Here is an 18,982-nt window from a genome sequence, read left to right as displayed (position 1 = left end):
AGAATTTTCTGGTTAAAATAGTATATCTGTTCTACTCAGACTCAGAAACTAACACTCGTTAAAACCATATATTTAGAGGCATTAGAGGCAGAAATGGCTATCAACACCGATACTTCTGGCAAGCAAAAAGCGCTGACTATGGTGCTCAACCAGATTGAAAAGAGCTTTGGTAAAGGAGCAATCATGCGCCTGGGCGATGCTACCCGGATGCGAGTGGAGACAATTTCTAGTGGGGCGCTCACCTTGGATCTAGCATTGGGTGGTGGTTTACCCAAGGGGCGGGTAATAGAAATTTATGGGCCTGAAAGTTCCGGTAAGACTACAGTAGCGCTACACGCCCTCGCAGAAGTGCAAAGAAATGGCGGTATTGCTGCCTTTGTTGATGCTGAACACGCCCTTGATCCTACTTATGCTGCTGCATTAGGTGTAGATATTGACAATTTGCTGATTTCCCAACCTGACACTGGCGAATCAGCTTTGGAAATTGTCGATCAGCTGGTTCGCTCTGCTGCGGTTGATATTGTAGTCATTGACTCAGTAGCAGCACTGGTTCCCCGTGCTGAAATTGAAGGTGATATGGGTGACACCCACGTTGGTTTGCAAGCACGGTTAATGAGCCAAGCTTTGCGTAAAATTACTGGAAATATTGGTAAATCTGGTTGTACAGTAATTTTCATCAACCAGTTACGGCAAAAAATCGGTGTTACTTACGGTAGCCCAGAAACTACTACTGGCGGTAACGCATTGAAATTTTACGCTTCGGTGCGGTTGGATATTCGCCGAATTCAAACTTTGAAAAAAGGTACAGATGAATATGGTAATCGCGTTAAAGTCAAAGTCGCCAAAAATAAAGTAGCGCCGCCTTTCAGAATAGCGGAATTTGACATTATTTTTGGTAAAGGTATTTCTACTCTGGGTTGTATTGTTGACCTAGCAGAAGAAACTGGCATTATGATCCGCAAAGGCGCTTGGTATAGTTACAACGGTGAGAATGTCTCCCAAGGACGAGACAACGCCATTAAGTATTTAGAAGAAAAACCTGAATTTGCTGAACAAATTAAGCAGTTGGTGCGTGAAAAGCTAGATAAAGGTGCTGTTGTTTCTGCTAACTCCGTAGCTAAACCCAGTGAAGAAGATGAAGAGGAAGAAACTGATTTAGAGCCAGAAGAATAAGGAATGTGGATTTCTTAATCTGGAACTGCTAATATAGCGTTTCTGAGTTGAGTCTAATAGATACCTATAGCAGTTATCATTTACGTGAGGTACACCCGTAGGGGCACGGCAATGCCGTGCCCCTACACCTTGTGATGTAACCTTGTACTGCATCTGAATGGGAACCGCTATAACCCCCAACTCCTTCCCTTATAGATAGGGAAGGGGAGTAACATTCAAAGCCTCTCTTGTTTTGCTGAGTTCGTAGTAAGTACTTCATTCAGTGCTTAAAAATTTCCGACTAAAGTCCTAACTACGAACTTTTTAGCGCTCTTAACTAATGAGACAGACCACTAGATAATCAATGGCTCAAGTTCACGATTATGCCATTGGCGCTGATACCATTCGGCAACCAAAGGACGGACAATAAACTTAGGCTGTCCATCGCCTTTAACGTCAATGCGTAAACCTGAATAAGGTCGTCGCTTCTGAGAACCTTGACCGTTGCGACCAATGAAGAGATGCGATCGCGCCACTAATCTATTATCCTCCATTAAATCCGCTCCCTCAATCCGTTGGCGACGCAAACTAAACCCGCTACCGCCACAAACAATCCAGTGGATATGAGAATCAGCGTGTCCTGTATCCATTGTCTCTAAGTGTTCTAAACAATGGGCGTGACCGTTTAATACCAAATCCAGCAAAGGACGCCCCTGAGTTAGGGAACCGATTTCTTTAGCTACCGCATCCAACACACCACGCAGGCGATCGCGAATAATTAGAGTTTGGGCTTGTTGCCACTTTGTCGCTTCAGTTACATAGGGAGGATGATGGAAATAAATCACCCTTCCCCGAACTTCAGGATTATTCCAAGATGCAATTAATCTTTGTTTGAGCCACTCCAGTTGCTCGATATCAGTCAACGTTGTTTTATTAGTGGCTAGTTGCTTATCGATATCAACAATAAGTTCTTCAATTTGTGACAGCTTGGCCTGGAAGTCGTCTAATTGGTCGGCTTCGTTGGGGTTTTCGGGACGAAGCTTTGATGAATTTTCAATGATTTGCAGCTTTTCTTGCTCGAAATCTTCACGACGTTTTTCTAAGAGTTTGCGATTAGCATCACCTTCTCTTGTTTTCGGTAGTGGTGGTGGATCGTTAAATGTATTAGAATCCAAGGCAAAGAAATCAATACCGCCATAGCGAAAAGTGTAGTAGCGATTGGGAAGCCGGGTAAAGTGCCCAGGTTGATATGAAATACAACGACCTGTATCTGTCTTAGCTGTGTAGTACTGAGCTAAATGATCGTTTAACTCTCCTGGAAGCGGAAACGCTTTCAGATAGTCGAGAAATGCCCGTGCGTAAGCTTCACCGGTTCCTGAGCCATGCAAGCCCACATCTAAGTCTAAGCGCGATTGCAAGAGCCGACGAAGGGGTAATGTTGTTAAGGATGCCAAGCTCAATAAAATCGGCAAGTTATAGTAATCGTGATTTCCCGGTACTGGTAAAATGGGCAGCTTAAAAACCATCTGGTCATAAGCAATCTGTTTGGGATGCTCTCCCCCCAAGATAAACTCTCGGTAAGGTTCGATGAAGTTCTGCTGGTAGTATTCACTCGACCCCACTAAATAGATTACATCCCCGGTATGCAGCATAAAGCGGGATTCGTTGTGATGGGGCAGCATGAGTTCAGCTACCTGTCGCTGAGGATTGTGTCCCCGGTGCTTACCGGAACCACTATCACCTACAACTAAAAATGAGAATTCAGAATTGTCTGTATGACCATCTTCTAACACCAACTGAGTTTGGTCGATGTTTCGTTCCGCAATTAACGGATCTTGCCACCGTACTCGCTGATTCATTTGACGAATTTTGTTAGCGATCGCCGGATCAGATACAAGTTTCAATGCAACCTACTCCTGAATCTTTAATTGAAGGGAAGCAGGGGAGGCAGGGGAGAAGTTGCAGTAAGTCTTTCCGCTCTGCCTCTTGTGCCCCATGCCCAATACCCTCATTCTCCTACTGTATCTTTCATCTCAATAGTCAGATTAGGGAGTCCCTCTAGTTTTTCTGTAGGCTCAACTTCTTCTACTAATGGCACAAAAATTCGCAAACCTGCTGGTACACACTTAATTTCTACTGGTGTTGTGCCCACGATTTCACCATCTAGAACAACTTTTTGTGGTGGCTCTGTCGTAATTTTAAATTGTTTGGCTCGCAGGAAACCAATATCATTCCGCTCTGCGGCGTTACCTGTAGAAGCGGTTTGAAATAGATGAAATGTCGCGGCGATCGCTCCTGCCTTGTTAGCTGGAGCTACAATCGTTAAATCTAGTAATCCATCATCATAAATCAGACCTGCTGGACCTTGAGCTAAGACTGAAGTGGGAGGTGCAGCATTTGCTACTGTGACTGCACAGGCGCTAGTTTTAATGATCTTGTCTTCAGTTTCAATTTCAACATCAAAATTTTTTAAGCTTCTTAATTGCTGGATTCCTGCCAAGATGTAAGCCATCATCCCAAAGCGATTTTTTGCATCGCGGTCTGCCAATTCTACCGTTTCAGCCTCAAAGCCAATACCTGCCAAGAGTACCATTGGCCGATCGTTGCAATAGGCTACGTCTACAAGGCTGGTTCCTCCTTGCAAAATTGTCTCACACGCACCTGTGATCGTGTCAGGAATTCCTAAAGCTGTGGCAAAAGCGTTGGCTGTGCCACGAGAAATGATCCCAAATGGAATATCAGTACCCACTACCGCGGCCGCCGCCGCCGAGAGGGTACCATCTCCCCCGGAAGCAATGATTGCATCTACACCTCGTTCTACCGCTTGATATGCCAGTTGGTCAGCGTCAATTTCTTTAGTTGTGAGATAAATATCTAGGTCAATATCTGGCTCTAATATTGCGCGAATTTCTGCCAGTTCTATATCTGGGTCGCCCTGACCCGCAACCGGATTGAAGATGAGACAGGCGGAACGATTCATAAGGAATTACAACTAAGCTTGGATGATTAATCGAAGATACCAAATTATCAGGGAAATGCCGAAAATCCTGGACAAAGGGGAGCAAATTCACGGCGATGTGCGATCGCAGCATCAACCCTAAAATTAAAGTTGACCAAAAATCTTTTCTAGGAACAGCGATAACTTATATATGCTGCACCAAAATCAGCTTAAAAATTTTTATTAAAAATTAACATATATTAGCTGAACTACTTGATGTTGTAAAATAAGCAGTGGATTTTGTCGATTAACAAATAAAATCATAATTTGACCATTTTTGGCAATCAAGACCAAAACAATTGGACATAATTAACATTTTCATTTCACCAAATTAATATTACGGATGGGTCTAATTGACGAACCACTCATTTTGGTATTATTGCTTTTTCCTTTTCCTGATCACTCTTGCCCGATACTTTCTGATCGCTGGGGGAGCATACTTGCTCTTTTATTTAGTTCTGGGAAAGTCCCTCGCCAACAGGAGTTTGCATTTAAAACCGTTGATGAGTTCTTCCATTAAAAAGGATATCGAATTATCGGTACTCTCAACAGTGGTTTTTGCAATTTGTGGAGCGTTTATAATCTCAGAGTATAGTTTGGGAGCAACGCTTTTATACACTGATATATACAAATACGGGCTGTGGTATTTAGTAGTTAGCTTGATTGCGGTATTAATTCTTCAAGATACTTACTTTTATTTTATGCATCGGATGTTTCACCAGCCTCTGATTTTTAAATGGATGCATTATGGACACCACCGTTCAGGACAGCCAACGCCCTGGAGTTCGTCTGCATTCGACTTTCCAGAGGCCATCGTCCAAGCACTTTTCTTTGTAGGTGTAAGCTTCATAGTTCCGTTGCATTTTATCACCTTAGTTTCTGCACTGATAACTATGACAGTGTGGGCAGTATTTACCCATCTCGGATTTGAGGTACTTTCCTCCTCATCTAAGAGCCACTGGATTGGCAGGTGGCTTATCGGTTCTATGCATCATTCCATACATCATCGCAAGTATAAAGTACACTACGGGTTGTATTTTACGTTCTGGGACAAACTTCTGGGTACTGAAGACTCTAATTTTGAAAAGGAAACCCAGACAAGGGAGTATTAATTTTGCATGAGTCATTAGTCATTGGTTATTTACAAATGACAAAGGACTAATGACAAACTCATAAGTTAATATCGCTCTTAAATGGGTAACAGCTTATTCACGACTTGATGATTCATCTTTATTTTTAGTTTTTTGATGATTAAACCGAATTCCTACAAAAATATCGTAAATAAACTCTAATAAGTCCTTCTTTTGTAGTAACCCTGAAGTTTGATAGCAGCCTTTTTCATCTAATAAAGGCTTCATTACGTAGTATGTAGACTGATATTTATACCAGGGAACAGAAGTCCATAAATGATGAATTAAATGGTAGTTCTGACCTAAGATCAGGATATTAAGAACTGGGCTAGGGTATACACGAGCATTTTTCCAGCGATCGCGTTCAACAAAAGGACGATGGGGCAAATAATCAAAAAACAAGCCTAGAATTAGTCCCACTATACCCGAAGGTACAACCCAAAAATTGAGAACGTACATTAAAAAATGATATTGAACTGAGATATAAACAATTGCAATCACAATTGAGCGGCTGATAAACCATTCCAATAGCTCATATTTGCGCCATAGTCTTCGTTGAAAGAAAAACACCTCGTGGGACAAAAATCGAAATGCAATCAACCACAAAGGACCACCCGTAGAAACAAAATGATCTGGGTCATCTTTGGGATGGTTAACATGAGCATGATGCTGCAAATGTACTCGCGTAAAGACTGGGAAAACAAACCCTAGCATCAGGGCGCTACCATGCCCTAGCATGGCATTAATTACTCGATTGCGGTGGGCAGATTGGTGACAAGCATCATGAATTACCGTTCCAGCACAATGCAAAGCAATAGTATTAAAACTAAAGCACAGCCAATCTGGCCATTGCCAAAGCCAGTAACCAAAGTTAGATAAAACTAGCACTGTCACAGATGCAAAAAACAGTAGTAGCGTCGGATTGAAATCACCCGGAGGCGCTAACAATTCCTTGGGTGGAACTTTGAGCAGCTTATGTGCTTCTGAAGTTACCGTTCTTGTTTCTGTATTTACTACGTCTTTAAAGATGACTTCCAAGTTATTGCCATTTAGCTTTTTATAGTCATCAACAACTGGGTCGATGATGATTAGGCTTTTGTCCGGGATGTCAAAAAAATTAGGATCTAAAGAGGTCATAATTTTCCTGGTTGTGATTCGTTGATAAAATGGTCTTGAAATCCCAAACTCAGCCAGCACAGAATAGATTTCTTGCCCCGATTAGAGAGATGGAACCCAGAAAATTTAGCCGATACTCTTCTCTGTTAAGATTAGTATGGCCTGTAGGAAATAGGAAACAGGGAAGTTTTGAATTTCTTGGTATACTATAAACATCAAAAAAACATTTGATTTATCATTCATCATGCCCAGTGACAACGGCATACATATTTGGGTTTAATACCGATATTTATCGATTTGCCAAGGTAATGCTTTTGCCGATGTGCTGAAATTATGCTCTGTTATTGCTTTTGTGAAAAAAACTTTTTCAACATTATAAAGAATACAGTTATTTTAATGATAAATGCAATAGTTTTGTCGTAATTCGACGTATAATGACAATGTTTTAGATGCAAGTATCATACTTCTAACAAAAATATAGTTTTTATTTGCTTAAAAAACTTCATCCCTTTTCCTGACTGATGTAATAAGTATATATACTAGCGATCGCTTTCCCCCTTGTGATTCCGTGTGGTTGGAGTCTTTTTCTTTTAACCAAAACTCCATTGCGGGAGTGTCTTGGTAGCCAGAATATAGAAAACTTAGCGCGAACCATCACACTTATTTGTGGAGCATACCACTTTCAACTGTGATTCTGAGTTCAACGCTACCTAAAATATCAAATTTCTATACTTAAAAATAAGGATTTTACTATGCGTCAATTATTACTAGCTTTAACCACTATACGTAAGCCTGAGTAAGTAGAGCGGCGTGAATAATTCAAGGTTTGTAGTGAGGACTTTAGTCCTCTTATGTTCGGGTAGCGTCTCGGAGAGAGGGCTGAAGCCCCCACTACGAACTAATCTCAATATTCTTTACATTACTTAATGTACTCTGATTTATTCTCACCGACTTACTTAGTTTAAATATCTCTGTAATGACCATAGCAGGCACAACGCCTGATTTATCTGAGATGCGCTTAGTTTAAAAGCTAAATTGTAATAATGCTCAAGCTCAAGCAGCAATTAATGAATGCGCCAAGTTGTGTTATCAGAATAGCGACTTTTAAAAAACCTCTTAATGCCTTGCTTAGTCTGTTTTCATCTTTAACCAGCTAAATACCTGTTCTATTGTCAACTCTAAATCAACACCATCTAGAACAGGCAAGGTATCTTCTCTATGATAAAATTCTGGTTGTTGATGTGGTTTAAATACGAGAACTGAGCGATCATCAGGATCAACCAGCCATCCTAGCTGACAACCATATTTTAGGCAGTGCAAAATATTGCTTATAACTCGATTAGAACTCTGATTCTGGAGAAATAATCTCAATTGTCCAGTTGGGAGCAATTAACACATCATCTAGAGGTTCTCCGTTATCATCAAACTCAATTTGTTGCCAACGAATAACCGCCACATCTGGAACAATTGACCGACCACCAAAGGTATAACGCAACTCTGGAAAAGCATAAGCAATTTGGCTTTTCTCTGTGACTTCATTAATCCCATTAATCAACTTAGCCTGAAGTCGAGAGTGGCGGGTTTTCGGCATTGGTTTCTGGATCATCTCACCATGAATATAAATACTTGCAGGTTTTGTTTCTGGTAACTTCAGAAACTCAGTTAGGGTTAGGGATACAGATTTTGCAATACTCATAACTTCTGCCACTCCAAAAGTCCTACATCCAGTTTATCAACCTTCGGCACTAGCTGGATAGAACAAGGCGATCGCCTAGAAAATTCCTTTTCCCCATTTCCCACTGCCCATTCCCTACTCCCTTCTATTATTTGAGATTCCTCAAACAAGCTTTTGGTAAAGAATTGTAATCCCAAATCCCAAATCCAAAACCCAAAATTCCCATGAGTCCCGGACTACGGTAGTCTAGATGAGAGTGAATTTATCGCCTCGTTTGATATATTGTTTTATGACATCAGTTGTTTCTAGTCCCCCACGCACTATTCGGATCGGCTCACGCAAAAGCCAACTTGCTCTGGTTCAGACCTATTGGGTACAAGAGCAACTTCAGAAAAGCTTTCCTGATATAACTTTTGAAGTCCACACCATGTCTACCCAAGGCGATAAAATCTTGGACGTAGCATTAGCTAAAATTGGCGATAAAGGACTTTTTACTAAAGAACTTGAAGTCGGAATGCTCAATCAGGAGATTGACTTTGCCGTTCATTCCCTCAAGGATCTGCCGACTCACTTACCAGAGGGGTTAACCCTAGCAGCAATTACGGAACGGGAAAACCCAGCCGATGCATTAGTGGTGCATGAAAAACACAAAGATAAACAAATCGATACATTGCCAGAAGGCGCGGTAATTGGTACATCTTCGCTGCGGCGGTTAGCACAGTTACGCCACCACTTCCCCCACTTTACCTTTAAGGATGTCCGGGGAAACTTGATTACACGGTTGGCAAAGTTAGATACAGGCGAATATGATGCCTTGATTTTGGCAGCAGCAGGGTTAGAGAGATTGGGAATGGGCGATCGCGTTCATCAAATTATCCCCAAAGAAATCTCCCTCCACGCCGTAGGACAAGGAGCTTTGGGGATAGAATGCCGGGCTGATGATAGTGAAGTGCTATCTCTACTCAAAGCGATCGAACACCCCGAAACACGCGATCGCTGTCTCGCCGAACGATCTTTTTTACGCTCTTTAGAGGGCGGCTGTCAAGTACCTATTGGTGTAAATACAGAAATAGCTGGTGAGAATTTGACCTTAACAGGGATAGTCGCCAGTATAGACGGTCAAAAGTTCGTAAAAGATACCGTCACTGGTCAAGCTAACAATGCTGAAGCACTAGGTATAGAACTAGCAGAACTGTTGCGGCATCAGGGAGCGCAAGAAATTTTATCAGAAATTTTTGCGGTGATTCAGCGCGGTTCCTAAGCAATTGGGCAAGCCGATGTGATTAGATAAGAATTGATCGCCGTTGCACCAAAGACGCGACAAATCGCCTTGGTCGGGATCGTTAATTTGACAATATAGACTCAGGGAAGCAAAAATTACCATGCGGATTCTATTTGTTGCAGCAGAAGCAGCACCCATTGCCAAAGTAGGAGGAATGGGTGATGTTGTCGGGGCATTACCCAAATTCTTGAGAGAAATGGGGCATGATGTGCGGATATTCTTGCCTTACTATGGCTTCCTACCAGACAAAATGGAAATTCCCAAAGAACCCATCTGGCGAGGATCTGCCATGTTCCAGGAATTTGCTGTTTATGAAAGCATTCTGCCTGGTACTGATGTTCCCTTGTACTTATTTGGACATCCGGCCTTCCTACCCCGCCACATTTATTCTGGAGATGGTGAAGACTGGCGGTTCACCTTATTTTCTAATGGTGCAGCCGAGTTTGCCTGGAATTATTGGAAGCCAGAAATTATCCATTGTCATGATTGGCATACGGGGATGATTCCCGTATGGATGCACCAAGATCCTGATATCACCACAGTATTTACCATTCATAACCTGGCTTATCAAGGGCCGTGGCGTTGGTATTTAGAGAAAATTACTTGGTGTCCCTGGTATATGCAAGGACACAATGTAATGGCGGCGGCGGTGCAATTTGCCAATAAGGTAAATACAGTTTCGCCCACCTACGCCGAGCAAATTAAGACACCTACTTACGGTGAAACATTAGAAGGTTTGCTGTCCTTTATTAGCGGTAAGTTATCTGGGATTATCAACGGTATTGATACTGAGGTTTATAATCCAGAAGATGACAAATACATTGGTCAAACTTTTACTACTGATACTTTAGAGAAACGCAAAGCCAATAAAATTGCTTTGCAACAAGAACTAGGATTAGAAGTCAACTCCAAAGCCTTTTTAATCGGGATTGTGACCCGATTAGTGGAACAAAAAGGCATTGATTTGATATTACAAATCCTCGATCGCTTCCTTTCTTATACAGATGCCCAGTTTGTGTTGTTGGGGACAGGCGATCGCTACTATGAAACTCAGATGTGGCAATTAGCATCCCGCTTTCCGGGACGTATGGCAACTTACCTACTGTATAACGATGCCCTCTCTCGCCGCATCTACGCTGGTACTGACGCTTTCTTAATGCCCAGTCGTTTTGAACCATGTGGTATTAGCCAAATGATGGCTTTGCGTTACGGTTCCGTGCCCATTGTCCGCCGCACAGGTGGATTAGTTGACACCGTAACCCATTATGACCCTGAAAATGTCGCAGGTACTGGTTATTGCTTTGACCGCTATGAACCCCTAGACCTTTTCACCTCTATGATCCGGGCTTGGGAAGGCTTTCGTTTCAAACCCCAATGGCAAGAACTACAAAAACGTGGTATGAGTCAAGATTTTAGTTGGTATCAATCTGCCAAGCAGTACGTGAAGTTATACAGATCAATTTACGGCTTGCCAGAAGAAGAAGAGGAGACACCACAACCAGAGTTAGTGTTAAACAAGGCAGTGACCGGTAGCAAATCCTGATCCGCTTAACTCATCCCCCGGCTTGAAGCTGGGGGATTTCGGGACTATAACCTTTTCTTAGTCGTCTAAAGACGACTTTCGCTATTAGACTCAGAATTCATTCTGAGGCGAACTAGATGAGAATGAAATAGCCCTGGGTATTTACTACTTGAAATCATTTATTTAGTTCGTACAACTAACCCTGCAAATGCTATGAACAAAAAACTAAATTTGCTACAAGTATATCGCGGTATTGCTGCTGTACTGGTAGTTCTAACCCACGGGAATCGGATACTTTCTCGTGAACTGCACCAAGATGATTTATTGCAAATATTTCATTTTGGTTGGATAGGCGTGGACTTTTTTTTCGTACTTAGTGGATTTATTATATTTTATATTCATCAATCTGATATAGGCAAACCGAATAAGCTTAAGTCTTTCATCTTTAAAAGGTTTATCCGTGTATATCCATTATATTGGAGTATTTTAGGCATAAAAATTCTAGTTTCTCTATTTAGTCATGGTGAAGATAGCATTTATCAGCGAAGCGCAGGCGAAATTTTCAAGGCTGTTTTTTTACTACCTCAAGACCGTTCTATTCTAGAGAGTGCTTTTCTTGGTGTTAGTTGGACGCTTAGTTATGAAGTTTTTTTCTACTGTATATTCGGTCTACTAATAGTGAAAAATACAAAAATTTCCCAGTCGATAATTGTTGCTTGGATCATTGGCGTAACTCTTAATCTTTTACATTTATTACCAATCGGCGAAAATTTTCTGCTCAATTTTATTTTTAACGATCATAATCTAGAGTTTGTGCTGGGTTGTTTAGCTGCCTATACAATATCTAAATACCAATTCAAGTTTGCAGCATCATTAATTTACGCTTCGATTTTTATGTTGATTGTATCAGTTATAAATACAAAATATGGAGAATTTAATGTTTCAGGCATCTCCTCATTAATAGCTTATGGTATTCCGTTTACGATCCTGATTATCGGATCTGTTTATTTAGAAGTATCAAAGACAATAAATATCCCATCAATTCTAGTTTTTATAGGGAATGCGTCTTATTCTATATATTTAACACACGGTTTTTTCTTAAGTAGTATAAGCAAAATTTTCACTAAAATTACAGATAAATTCAATATGTTATCTCTGATTCAAAATCACACCATATATTACAATGTTATTGCATTTCTAATTGTTCTAATCGGAGTAGCTATGGGATGCGTAATCCATTCTTATCTTGAAATGCCATTAATTACAAATCTAAGGAAAAAAGTATTTGCCCAAATGAACTGATACCATTTCTTTATGAATATGCGCCTGTAGGACTTACCTGAATAAAGTGCAGCCTCACATAGAATTTGTATGAGATGCTAACTGAAGGCTAACTCATATCTCTAACTCCTAACTATTGAGTACTCGTCGCTTTCGCCCTAATTAACCAGTCACGATCGCGATCGCATATTTCCCGAGCGGATGAGTCTCCTAAGCGGTCTAGCGCCCATAAACAAGCATATTTTAAATCCCAAATCGGCGTATTTAGGCAAATTTTGAGTTCGGGAATTGCTCGTGAATCACCCAATTCACCAAGAGCGATCGCACACGCCGCACGAGATTTTTGAAACTGCGGTTCCCGGTTGTGCAGATTTTCTACCAACAAATCATAAGCGGGAGCATATTTCAGCCACCCGAAAAGTTTCATGACATGATAATGAGCGCCATAATCGTTATATGCCTTATCTCCATAAGTTGCTAAAAGTGCTGCTGGCGATTCTTCTGGATAGATATCAAGTAAGGTTTTTGTTGCTAAATAGCAGCGTCCAAAATCGGTTTCGTAAAGTTCATTAATCAGAAAATCTAGGACAGGGGTAGCGTCATACTCATGTACTAAATCAAGCTCATTGGGATGATCATAGAGTACTTGTTCTAAGTAAGGTTGAATTTCTGTAAAGGTAATTTCACCGCTAGGAACCCCTGCATCCAAAAGCATCCGCAATCCTCGCAACCGAAATACCAGAGATACAGGACAACGGGCAATTTCTGGAATGGCTTTGTAGTAGCGTGAATCAATCAAGTCTTGAATGCAACCGCGCCGTGCATTGACACTGGAACTTTGCAGTAGCGCCACCACCTCAGTGATTTGGGAATAGTCACCTGTGAATCGACAAACTGTAGCGATCGCCGCACTACGGGTAGGTTCATCTTCAACTTGAGTAAATTTTCGTACACGCTCTAAGGACGGCTGATAGCCAGCGTTAGCTAAGATGTGAATAATGACTCGATAGATTTGACCTGGTTTATCGAGCAGTTGCGCCACCTCTTCGAGAATTTCTGGATCTTTAGTCCCGATTTCGCCGATCGCCCACACGGTATTTTCAACAGTATAAATATCATCGTCTTTAAGGCACTGCCGAATTACAGGTAAAGCTGATTCAGCCTGCAATCGCCCCAGACTTTCTACAGCCTTGCGTCGGACAATGCGGTGATCTAACTCATCAGGGTTACTGGTTTCAATCGCCCGTACCAAAGCCGCGATCGATTGCTCTGTTGGGAAGTTAATTAGATGGGAAACAGCAATATACTTATCAGAAGCGTCTTCGAGTTGTTCTAATGGTGTATCGATAATTGCGATCGCTTGTTCTTCTGTTAGCCCAAACATTTTAAAAAAACGTTTATCCATTGATCTGTAAATTGCTCTTGGATAATTGCTCAGAGGTCATGTTTACTATCGTACTAGGGATTGGGGACAGGGGAGATCAGGGAGATGAGGGAGAAATAACCAATGCCCAATACTTCGACTTCGCTCAGTACAAGTGCCCTATGCCCAATCCCCAATCCAAAATCCAAAATCTAAAATCCAAAATAGATATGAGTGATTACTTAGATGACTACGAATTTAATAACCTCGATTTTTACAGAAAAAATCATGGGTTACAGCTTTATTACAACTGGTCTGGGGAAATTTGGTGGCAAGAAACACCAGACTTGCCAAAGGAAAAACTGTTTTCTATTATTGGGATGAATGCTACCAAAGTATTTCTCAAGCCCGATCCAGAACATGGGGAAGTTGGCTATCGCATCAATCGAGAGTTGGGTTTATTTTGTGACCCGGATACTCAAGAGATTCTCCACTTTTGGAAGTCACCAACAGCGAGTCAACCGGTACCAGTAGTACACATTGCTAACCGCATTGTCCAAGGCTCAGTCAAACCAAAGAAATTTCTCATACCTAAAGGCAGTGGATATATTACCTCTGTTATGGAAATTCCTTTAGAATACCCGCATCCCTTAGCAGGAGATAGCAAATATTCAGACTATTGTCCTGGAGAAAAGTTTAAGGGAGTTGAGTACTTTATATCAAATACTTGCCGACCGGATGCAACTGAAGTCCCTCCTGCTAAATGGGCGAGAGACTGTCCTTGGTTGCCCTGGATGAAGTTAGGATATGCTCATCCAGCTAAATTAAGATTTGAAACCACAATATTTAGAGTAGATTCTTTTGAGGAACTTCATCCTAGCTTGGTCAACCTGGTGAGGGAAAAAGTACCAATTTATGAATTCACGCCAACAGAAAGCGATGAGCCGAATGTGACGAGCATTCAATACTTTAAGAAAAACTTTGAGTCCTACTTACGAGGGGATATTTTCCCACTTGAGGAAACCTCTTAAAATAATTCGTAATTCGTAATTTCATTCTTAGTGCGAATTACGAATTAGTTAGGCAGTTGGTAAGGGAACTCCAAGAAATAAATTATCCAATATATATTGTGGGGTGGGCGTCTCGCCCGCCCAGTTCATAGGGCGGGCGAGACGCCCACCCCACAGGAGTTAATTGGATATTTTTTATTTGTCAGTCCCTAAGTATTCTTCTGGCCATTTACGTCATACCACGGAGCTTCTACCACAGCTTGAATACAAGGATTACTACTCATCACATCGACTTCTCCTGTTGCACGATGTCTACGACGGGCTACGCCTACGCACTAGCTCGAAGGCTGTAGTTGGGACTTTTGAAGATTTCCGCCAAAAAGCTTTACCAGTGGTAACGCGATCTGAGAAGATCAGAATATATGTATTTGTCAGCTATTTAGTTAGTTGCCCCTTGCCAATTGTTTAGTTATATGTAACAGCTAAGTACGAGTAACTAAATACAAACGATACTCGAACCGTAATCACACATCATTCATATAAACACACATTTAGGAAACAAAAGTGATGGATGAAACCTCAGAATTCACGACAACCAATAACGTCACCCCTCAAGATGTAGCAGAAGTGATTGCAGAACTTGAGCAATATCGGGAACGTCTAGTCCAAGAAACTACAGAAACAGCAAAACGGGCTAAGTTGATGAAAGTAAGCGTCATGGCAAAACTGGAGCCTGAGCTTGCCAAGATTGATTCTGCTCTCCAGGAACTCCGTGAGCAGCAGGCTGCTTTGAGTGTCAGCAACTAGTCATTTATCTTGATAATTTAGCTGTAATTTATATGCTCAATTCCGAAACTCAATCCGGGGCGGATTCGTTAAATCTGTCCCATGATGAAACCGATGCTTTATTTAAAGTGGTGAGTAAGCAATTAGGCTTAAACACCTTTAATCCCGATGACCAAGAGTTACTCAAGCGGATGGTTGAGAGTATGGGGGATTCACGGGGCATGGTTAGGTTGAGTTTTGCAGAGGCGTTGGGTAAAATCGGGAAACCAGCAACCCCTTTGTTGATGGAAGCTGTGGCAAATCATCCAAACCCAGTTGTGCGAAGAGCTAGCGCCAAAACCCTGACACTCATTGCTGACCCGATCGCAGTTCCCACTTTGGTCAACGCCCTGTTAAATGATGAAGATACCGTGGTCAAAACCTCGGCGATGGGAGGGCTTGCCAAAATAGGTGAGGCAGCTGTGCCAGCATTACTGAAAATCTTAGCGTCAACTGAGTATCCAGAAAGTGCCAAAGGTCATGCTGTATGGGCGTTAGGATTTATTGGGGCAGAAGCGAAGGAGCATTTATATCGAGAGATTAACTCAGACTCGGCTGAAGTTCGGGCTGCGGTGGTGGGTGCGATCGCTAAAATTGCTCAAGAAGACACCCAAGAAGGAGCATTTAATATTTTAGTTAACGCCCTCACCGATCCATCTGAAATTGTGCGGTGTGAAGCAGCAGCAGCCTTGGGCGGACTAAGCTATCAACCGGCGATTCCTAACCTCGTTGAATTACTGCATCATGCCGATTGGGAAACTAGAAAAGCGGCAGCTTTAGCATTGATGAAGATTGGCGATCGCACTGCCTTAGAACCTCTACAAGCCGCATTAAGCGAAGAAGGGGAAGCAGGGGTTCAGGCAGTGATCAAGTTGGCGATTTCTCAAATTGAGAGACAGTCAGAGGAAGATGCTTGGGAATAGGGCGATGGACATTTGGGATTGATAGTTGTATTTGAGAGCGATCGCTACCCTTTCTTATATTTAATCACCTGATCTAATCGTGGCAAAGCACTCACAGCTGACTCTCGAATGTATGGATCAACAGATTCATCATTTGTCAACGCCGTCAGCACTTCCACCCCTCGAATATCACCCATCGAACCGAGTGCATTGACGATCGCTACAGCCACCGCCACATTATCGATTGTTTTTAGAGCTTCAGTTAAAATCTCAAAGGCAGGAGAACCAATTTCACCCAGCGCCATCACTGATGCAATATAAACAACGGGATTTTGGTCATTGAGCGCTGTTTTCAATCCATGTAAGCCCTCAGTCGGGAAAGGAACATCAGGATGGTTAGCAGCAACCTGTGCCAGAGCTTTAGCACAGCTACCCCGAATGGTCGCATTATCGCTATTTACTAATGACTCTACCAGTAGCGGTACAGCATCTGTACCAATAGCACCCAGTGCCTTGACTGCGGCTCGACGGTAGGTAACATCTTCCTCATCTAAAATACCCATCAGCCGAGGAATGGTATTTTCATCACGTATATCAGCTAGTTCCCACATAGCTCGTTCCCGCAGATTCGGGTTAGGGTGTTTTAACTGTTCAAATAGAGAATCTATTGTCATAAAATAAAATTTCCGTGTTTAAATCCCCCAAGTTCAATCATGAATTACGAATTACGAATTAGTAACAACTGAGGGACTCTTGGCCAGTCACTCAACCAGATACAGGCAAAGCAACAAACTGAGAGTCCCTGAGTTTTAGAGTATGACGATCGCTCGTCTATTCAATCCTTGTTACTATGACAGGGAGTTGATTACATAGTCGAGAAGAGCGCGGAACTCACCCAAAGCTTGAGGAGACAAGTCACGAGGAGAGCAAGCGCGATCGCGAGTGTAAGTTAACGCGGTAACATAAGGAGCTGTGGGCAGACCCAAAGAGCGATAAACTTCACGAGCACCTGCAATACCCCACTCATCCAGAGGCCCAGTACCGCCCACAACTAAGCTGTAGTTGATCAAGCGTAGGTAGTGCTTGATGTCGCGGAGGCACTTGTCTTTCTTGACTTGGGTAGCGCCAGCTTCACCGTCTTGGTTCAAGTAAGGATATTTCTTGAAGGCAGCATCATAAGCTTCCTTGGCGACGTTATCGATACCAGCAGCTAGCTTTTCAGCAGCTTCTAGACGAGCGCTAGCACGTTGAATGCTACCTTGAACTGATTCTAGATCAGAGGTAGTTGGGAAACGACCTGCTGCATCAGCAGCTCCAATAACCGTAGTGATAACTGATTTCATTGCTTTTTATACTCCAGATTAGATTTGATCGAGTTTTAATTTCAGTTGGCTTGACTAATAGGCTTTAGGCGTTAGCGATTAGCAATTAGCTCAGAGCAGAAATAACGCGATCGAAGTAGCTAGCAGCTTCAGCAGCTAGAGCAGAACAGTCGCCTTGAGGAGTGTCCAATTTGCGGAATCTTTTGCCAGCGTTAGCTTCGGTGTTGGTGTTGGTGATGTGAGCGACACTAATCGCCTTCAGAATCTGAACAGCACGTACAGAAGAGTTGGTAGGTACGCCCAAAGCTGCGTAGGTTTCTTTCAGACCGTTCAAAGCACGATCGTCTAATACAGAAGAATCACCAGCCAACAATGCGTAGGTTACGTAGCGCAGGATGATTTCAGCATCACGTAGACAAGCAGCAGTCCGACGAGTGGGGTACAAGTTGCCACCAGCTTGAAGCAAACCAGCGTTTTCACAGGCAATCCCAGCGATCGCATCAGAAACTGCACAGCTAGCGTTGCTGGCGATCGCATTCACTGCATCAAGGCGCTTGTTGCCTTCAGCAATGAAAGACTTCAGGGCTGCTAAGTCAGCACCACCGATAGCGGCGGTTTTGGCATCTGCCGTAATTACAGCTCTGGAAAAAGCATCAAGAACCATGAGTTCTCCTTAATATTCACAAATGGCGGATATTATCTGGCGTGTTCTCGATCAGATTAACTGCGAGTAGCCAAACAAAAACATAGGGGATCAATAGTACCCTAGTCTTTACTATGAGAGACAAAGTAATAATCTGTAATATTTAACTTGGGACTGGGGATTAGGAATTAGGGATTAGGGACTAGCCCGCATTTCTCACAAGCTCCCCTGCTCCCTTCGTGGGTGAAGTAATGAGTTATGAGTAATGAGTAAAGAATCTTACTTATTACTCATTACTTATTACTTATTACTCATTACTTATTTAATTAATGAGATGTTGTGAGAAATCCAGGACTAGGGGGGAAAGTTACAGGAAGCGTTTCCGTTTCCCCTCTCTCTCCCTCTTGTTCCCAGTCCCCAATCCCCAGTCCCCAAAAAATTAAGACTTACGCATTTCAATGGAACTCTGCCACTGCGTAAGTCTTAAAGAATAAATATTATTTTTTACTTGATCAAGCTTCTTTGAGCAGATGTTTGACTAAATTATCTTTCACCATCATCTGCCGTAAAACTTCTAATAAAAAATCCTGAGCCTCTTCTTGACTCAAATTCTTTACCTGGTCTTTCAAGTTTTGTAAGCGAAACTGCTGTTCTAAAGTTAGTTCGATTGGGAAGTTCATCATTAACTCCTCGGATTGACTGGATCGAAGGGTATTTTTTATTACCGCTAGTGAAGGCGTGGGCTGCCGTAGACATTTATT

Annotated in this window: 17 protein-coding genes and 1 pseudogene; 9 read left to right on the top strand and 9 right to left on the bottom strand. The window is 42.2% G+C overall.

Translation table 11 applies throughout. The features are described 5' to 3' along the window. Positions 1 to 93: 93 nt before the first annotated feature. On the top strand, positions 94 to 1,173 hold the full coding sequence (gene recA / locus V7K50_RS21050; RefSeq protein ID WP_334963355.1) for a recombinase RecA: 1,080 nt from the start codon (positions 94 to 96) through the stop codon (positions 1,171 to 1,173). 332 nt (positions 1,174 to 1,505) lie between these two features. Here the strand turns inward: recA and V7K50_RS21045 are convergent, their stop codons facing one another. Beyond that, positions 1,506 to 3,056, bottom strand: a complete 1,551-nt coding sequence (locus V7K50_RS21045; RefSeq protein ID WP_334963353.1) for a metallophosphoesterase family protein — start codon at positions 3,054 to 3,056, stop codon at positions 1,506 to 1,508. 104 nt (positions 3,057 to 3,160) lie between these two features. After that, positions 3,161 to 4,132: a YegS/Rv2252/BmrU family lipid kinase gene (locus tag V7K50_RS21040; RefSeq protein WP_334963351.1), complete on the bottom strand. Its 972-nt coding sequence runs from the start codon at positions 4,130 to 4,132 to the stop codon at positions 3,161 to 3,163. A gap of 521 nt (positions 4,133 to 4,653) precedes the next feature. On the opposite strand from V7K50_RS21040, the gene V7K50_RS21035 reads away from it, so the two are divergent. Further along, positions 4,654 to 5,262, top strand: a complete 609-nt coding sequence (locus V7K50_RS21035; protein ID WP_334963349.1) for a sterol desaturase family protein — start codon at positions 4,654 to 4,656, stop codon at positions 5,260 to 5,262. A 93-nt stretch (positions 5,263 to 5,355) separates the two neighbouring features. On the opposite strand, the gene crtR is transcribed toward V7K50_RS21035, so the two are convergent. Both crtR and V7K50_RS21025 read right to left on the bottom strand, forming a co-directional pair. Further along, a complete protein-coding gene (crtR, locus tag V7K50_RS21030; protein WP_334963347.1) occupies positions 5,356 to 6,417 on the bottom strand; it encodes a beta-carotene hydroxylase in 1,062 nt (353 codons plus the stop codon). A gap of 1,107 nt (positions 6,418 to 7,524) precedes the next feature. Further along, positions 7,525 to 8,092 (bottom strand): annotated as a pseudogene (locus tag V7K50_RS21025) (Uma2 family endonuclease). 268 nt (positions 8,093 to 8,360) lie between these two features. On the opposite strand from V7K50_RS21025, the gene hemC reads away from it, so the two are divergent. From hemC to V7K50_RS21010, 3 genes are all read left to right on the top strand, one after another. Beyond that, positions 8,361 to 9,332, top strand: coding sequence for a hydroxymethylbilane synthase (hemC, locus tag V7K50_RS21020; protein ID WP_334963345.1), 972 nt, complete (start codon positions 8,361 to 8,363; stop codon positions 9,330 to 9,332). A gap of 121 nt (positions 9,333 to 9,453) precedes the next feature. Next, positions 9,454 to 10,896, top strand: a complete 1,443-nt coding sequence (gene glgA / locus V7K50_RS21015) for a glycogen synthase GlgA (RefSeq protein ID WP_334963343.1) — start codon at positions 9,454 to 9,456, stop codon at positions 10,894 to 10,896. Positions 10,897 to 11,088: 192 nt separating this feature from the next. Beyond that, complete coding sequence (locus tag V7K50_RS21010; RefSeq protein ID WP_334963341.1) at positions 11,089 to 12,177, top strand: acyltransferase family protein; 1,089 nt, start codon at positions 11,089 to 11,091, stop codon at positions 12,175 to 12,177. A gap of 112 nt (positions 12,178 to 12,289) precedes the next feature. Here the strand turns inward: V7K50_RS21010 and V7K50_RS21005 are convergent, their stop codons facing one another. Then, a complete protein-coding gene (locus V7K50_RS21005; protein ID WP_334963339.1) occupies positions 12,290 to 13,561 on the bottom strand; it encodes a HEAT repeat domain-containing protein in 1,272 nt (423 codons plus the stop codon). Between the two features lie 188 nt (positions 13,562 to 13,749). On the opposite strand from V7K50_RS21005, the gene V7K50_RS21000 reads away from it, so the two are divergent. The 4 genes from V7K50_RS21000 to V7K50_RS20985 all read left to right on the top strand — a co-directional run bounded on the left by V7K50_RS21000 (position 13,750) and on the right by V7K50_RS20985 (position 16,277). Next, positions 13,750 to 14,550: a DUF1838 family protein gene (locus V7K50_RS21000; protein ID WP_334963337.1), complete on the top strand. Its 801-nt coding sequence runs from the start codon at positions 13,750 to 13,752 to the stop codon at positions 14,548 to 14,550. Positions 14,551 to 14,728: 178 nt separating this feature from the next. Next, positions 14,729 to 14,998, top strand: a complete 270-nt coding sequence (locus V7K50_RS20995) for a hypothetical protein (RefSeq protein WP_334963335.1) — start codon at positions 14,729 to 14,731, stop codon at positions 14,996 to 14,998. A gap of 98 nt (positions 14,999 to 15,096) precedes the next feature. Continuing rightward, complete coding sequence (locus V7K50_RS20990; protein ID WP_334963333.1) at positions 15,097 to 15,336, top strand: hypothetical protein; 240 nt, start codon at positions 15,097 to 15,099, stop codon at positions 15,334 to 15,336. Positions 15,337 to 15,368: 32 nt separating this feature from the next. Then, positions 15,369 to 16,277 carry a HEAT repeat domain-containing protein gene (locus V7K50_RS20985; protein ID WP_334963331.1) on the top strand — a complete coding sequence of 303 codons (909 nt, stop codon included), beginning with the start codon at positions 15,369 to 15,371 and terminating at the stop codon, positions 16,275 to 16,277. A 44-nt stretch (positions 16,278 to 16,321) separates the two neighbouring features. Here the strand turns inward: V7K50_RS20985 and V7K50_RS20980 are convergent, their stop codons facing one another. The 4 genes from V7K50_RS20980 to V7K50_RS20965 form a co-directional block, all read right to left on the bottom strand. Further along, positions 16,322 to 16,930, bottom strand: coding sequence for a HEAT repeat domain-containing protein (locus V7K50_RS20980; RefSeq protein ID WP_334963329.1), 609 nt, complete (start codon positions 16,928 to 16,930; stop codon positions 16,322 to 16,324). Between the two features lie 174 nt (positions 16,931 to 17,104). Continuing rightward, on the bottom strand, positions 17,105 to 17,599 hold the full coding sequence (locus V7K50_RS20975) for a bleomycin hydrolase (RefSeq protein WP_334963327.1): 495 nt from the start codon (positions 17,597 to 17,599) through the stop codon (positions 17,105 to 17,107). An 85-nt stretch (positions 17,600 to 17,684) separates the two neighbouring features. Then, complete coding sequence (locus V7K50_RS20970; protein ID WP_334963325.1) at positions 17,685 to 18,242, bottom strand: bleomycin hydrolase; 558 nt, start codon at positions 18,240 to 18,242, stop codon at positions 17,685 to 17,687. A gap of 491 nt (positions 18,243 to 18,733) precedes the next feature. Further along, positions 18,734 to 18,901 (bottom strand): NblA/ycf18 family protein, encoded by a 168-nt coding sequence (locus tag V7K50_RS20965; protein ID WP_334799693.1) that lies wholly within the window; start codon positions 18,899 to 18,901, stop codon positions 18,734 to 18,736. Positions 18,902 to 18,982 lie beyond the last annotated feature (81 nt).

Origin of the sequence: Nostoc sp. (assembly GCF_036917135.1) — a bacterium.
GTDB lineage: Bacteria > Cyanobacteriota > Cyanobacteriia > Cyanobacteriales > Nostocaceae > Nostoc.
This window is presented reverse-complemented; position numbering and strand designations above follow the sequence as displayed.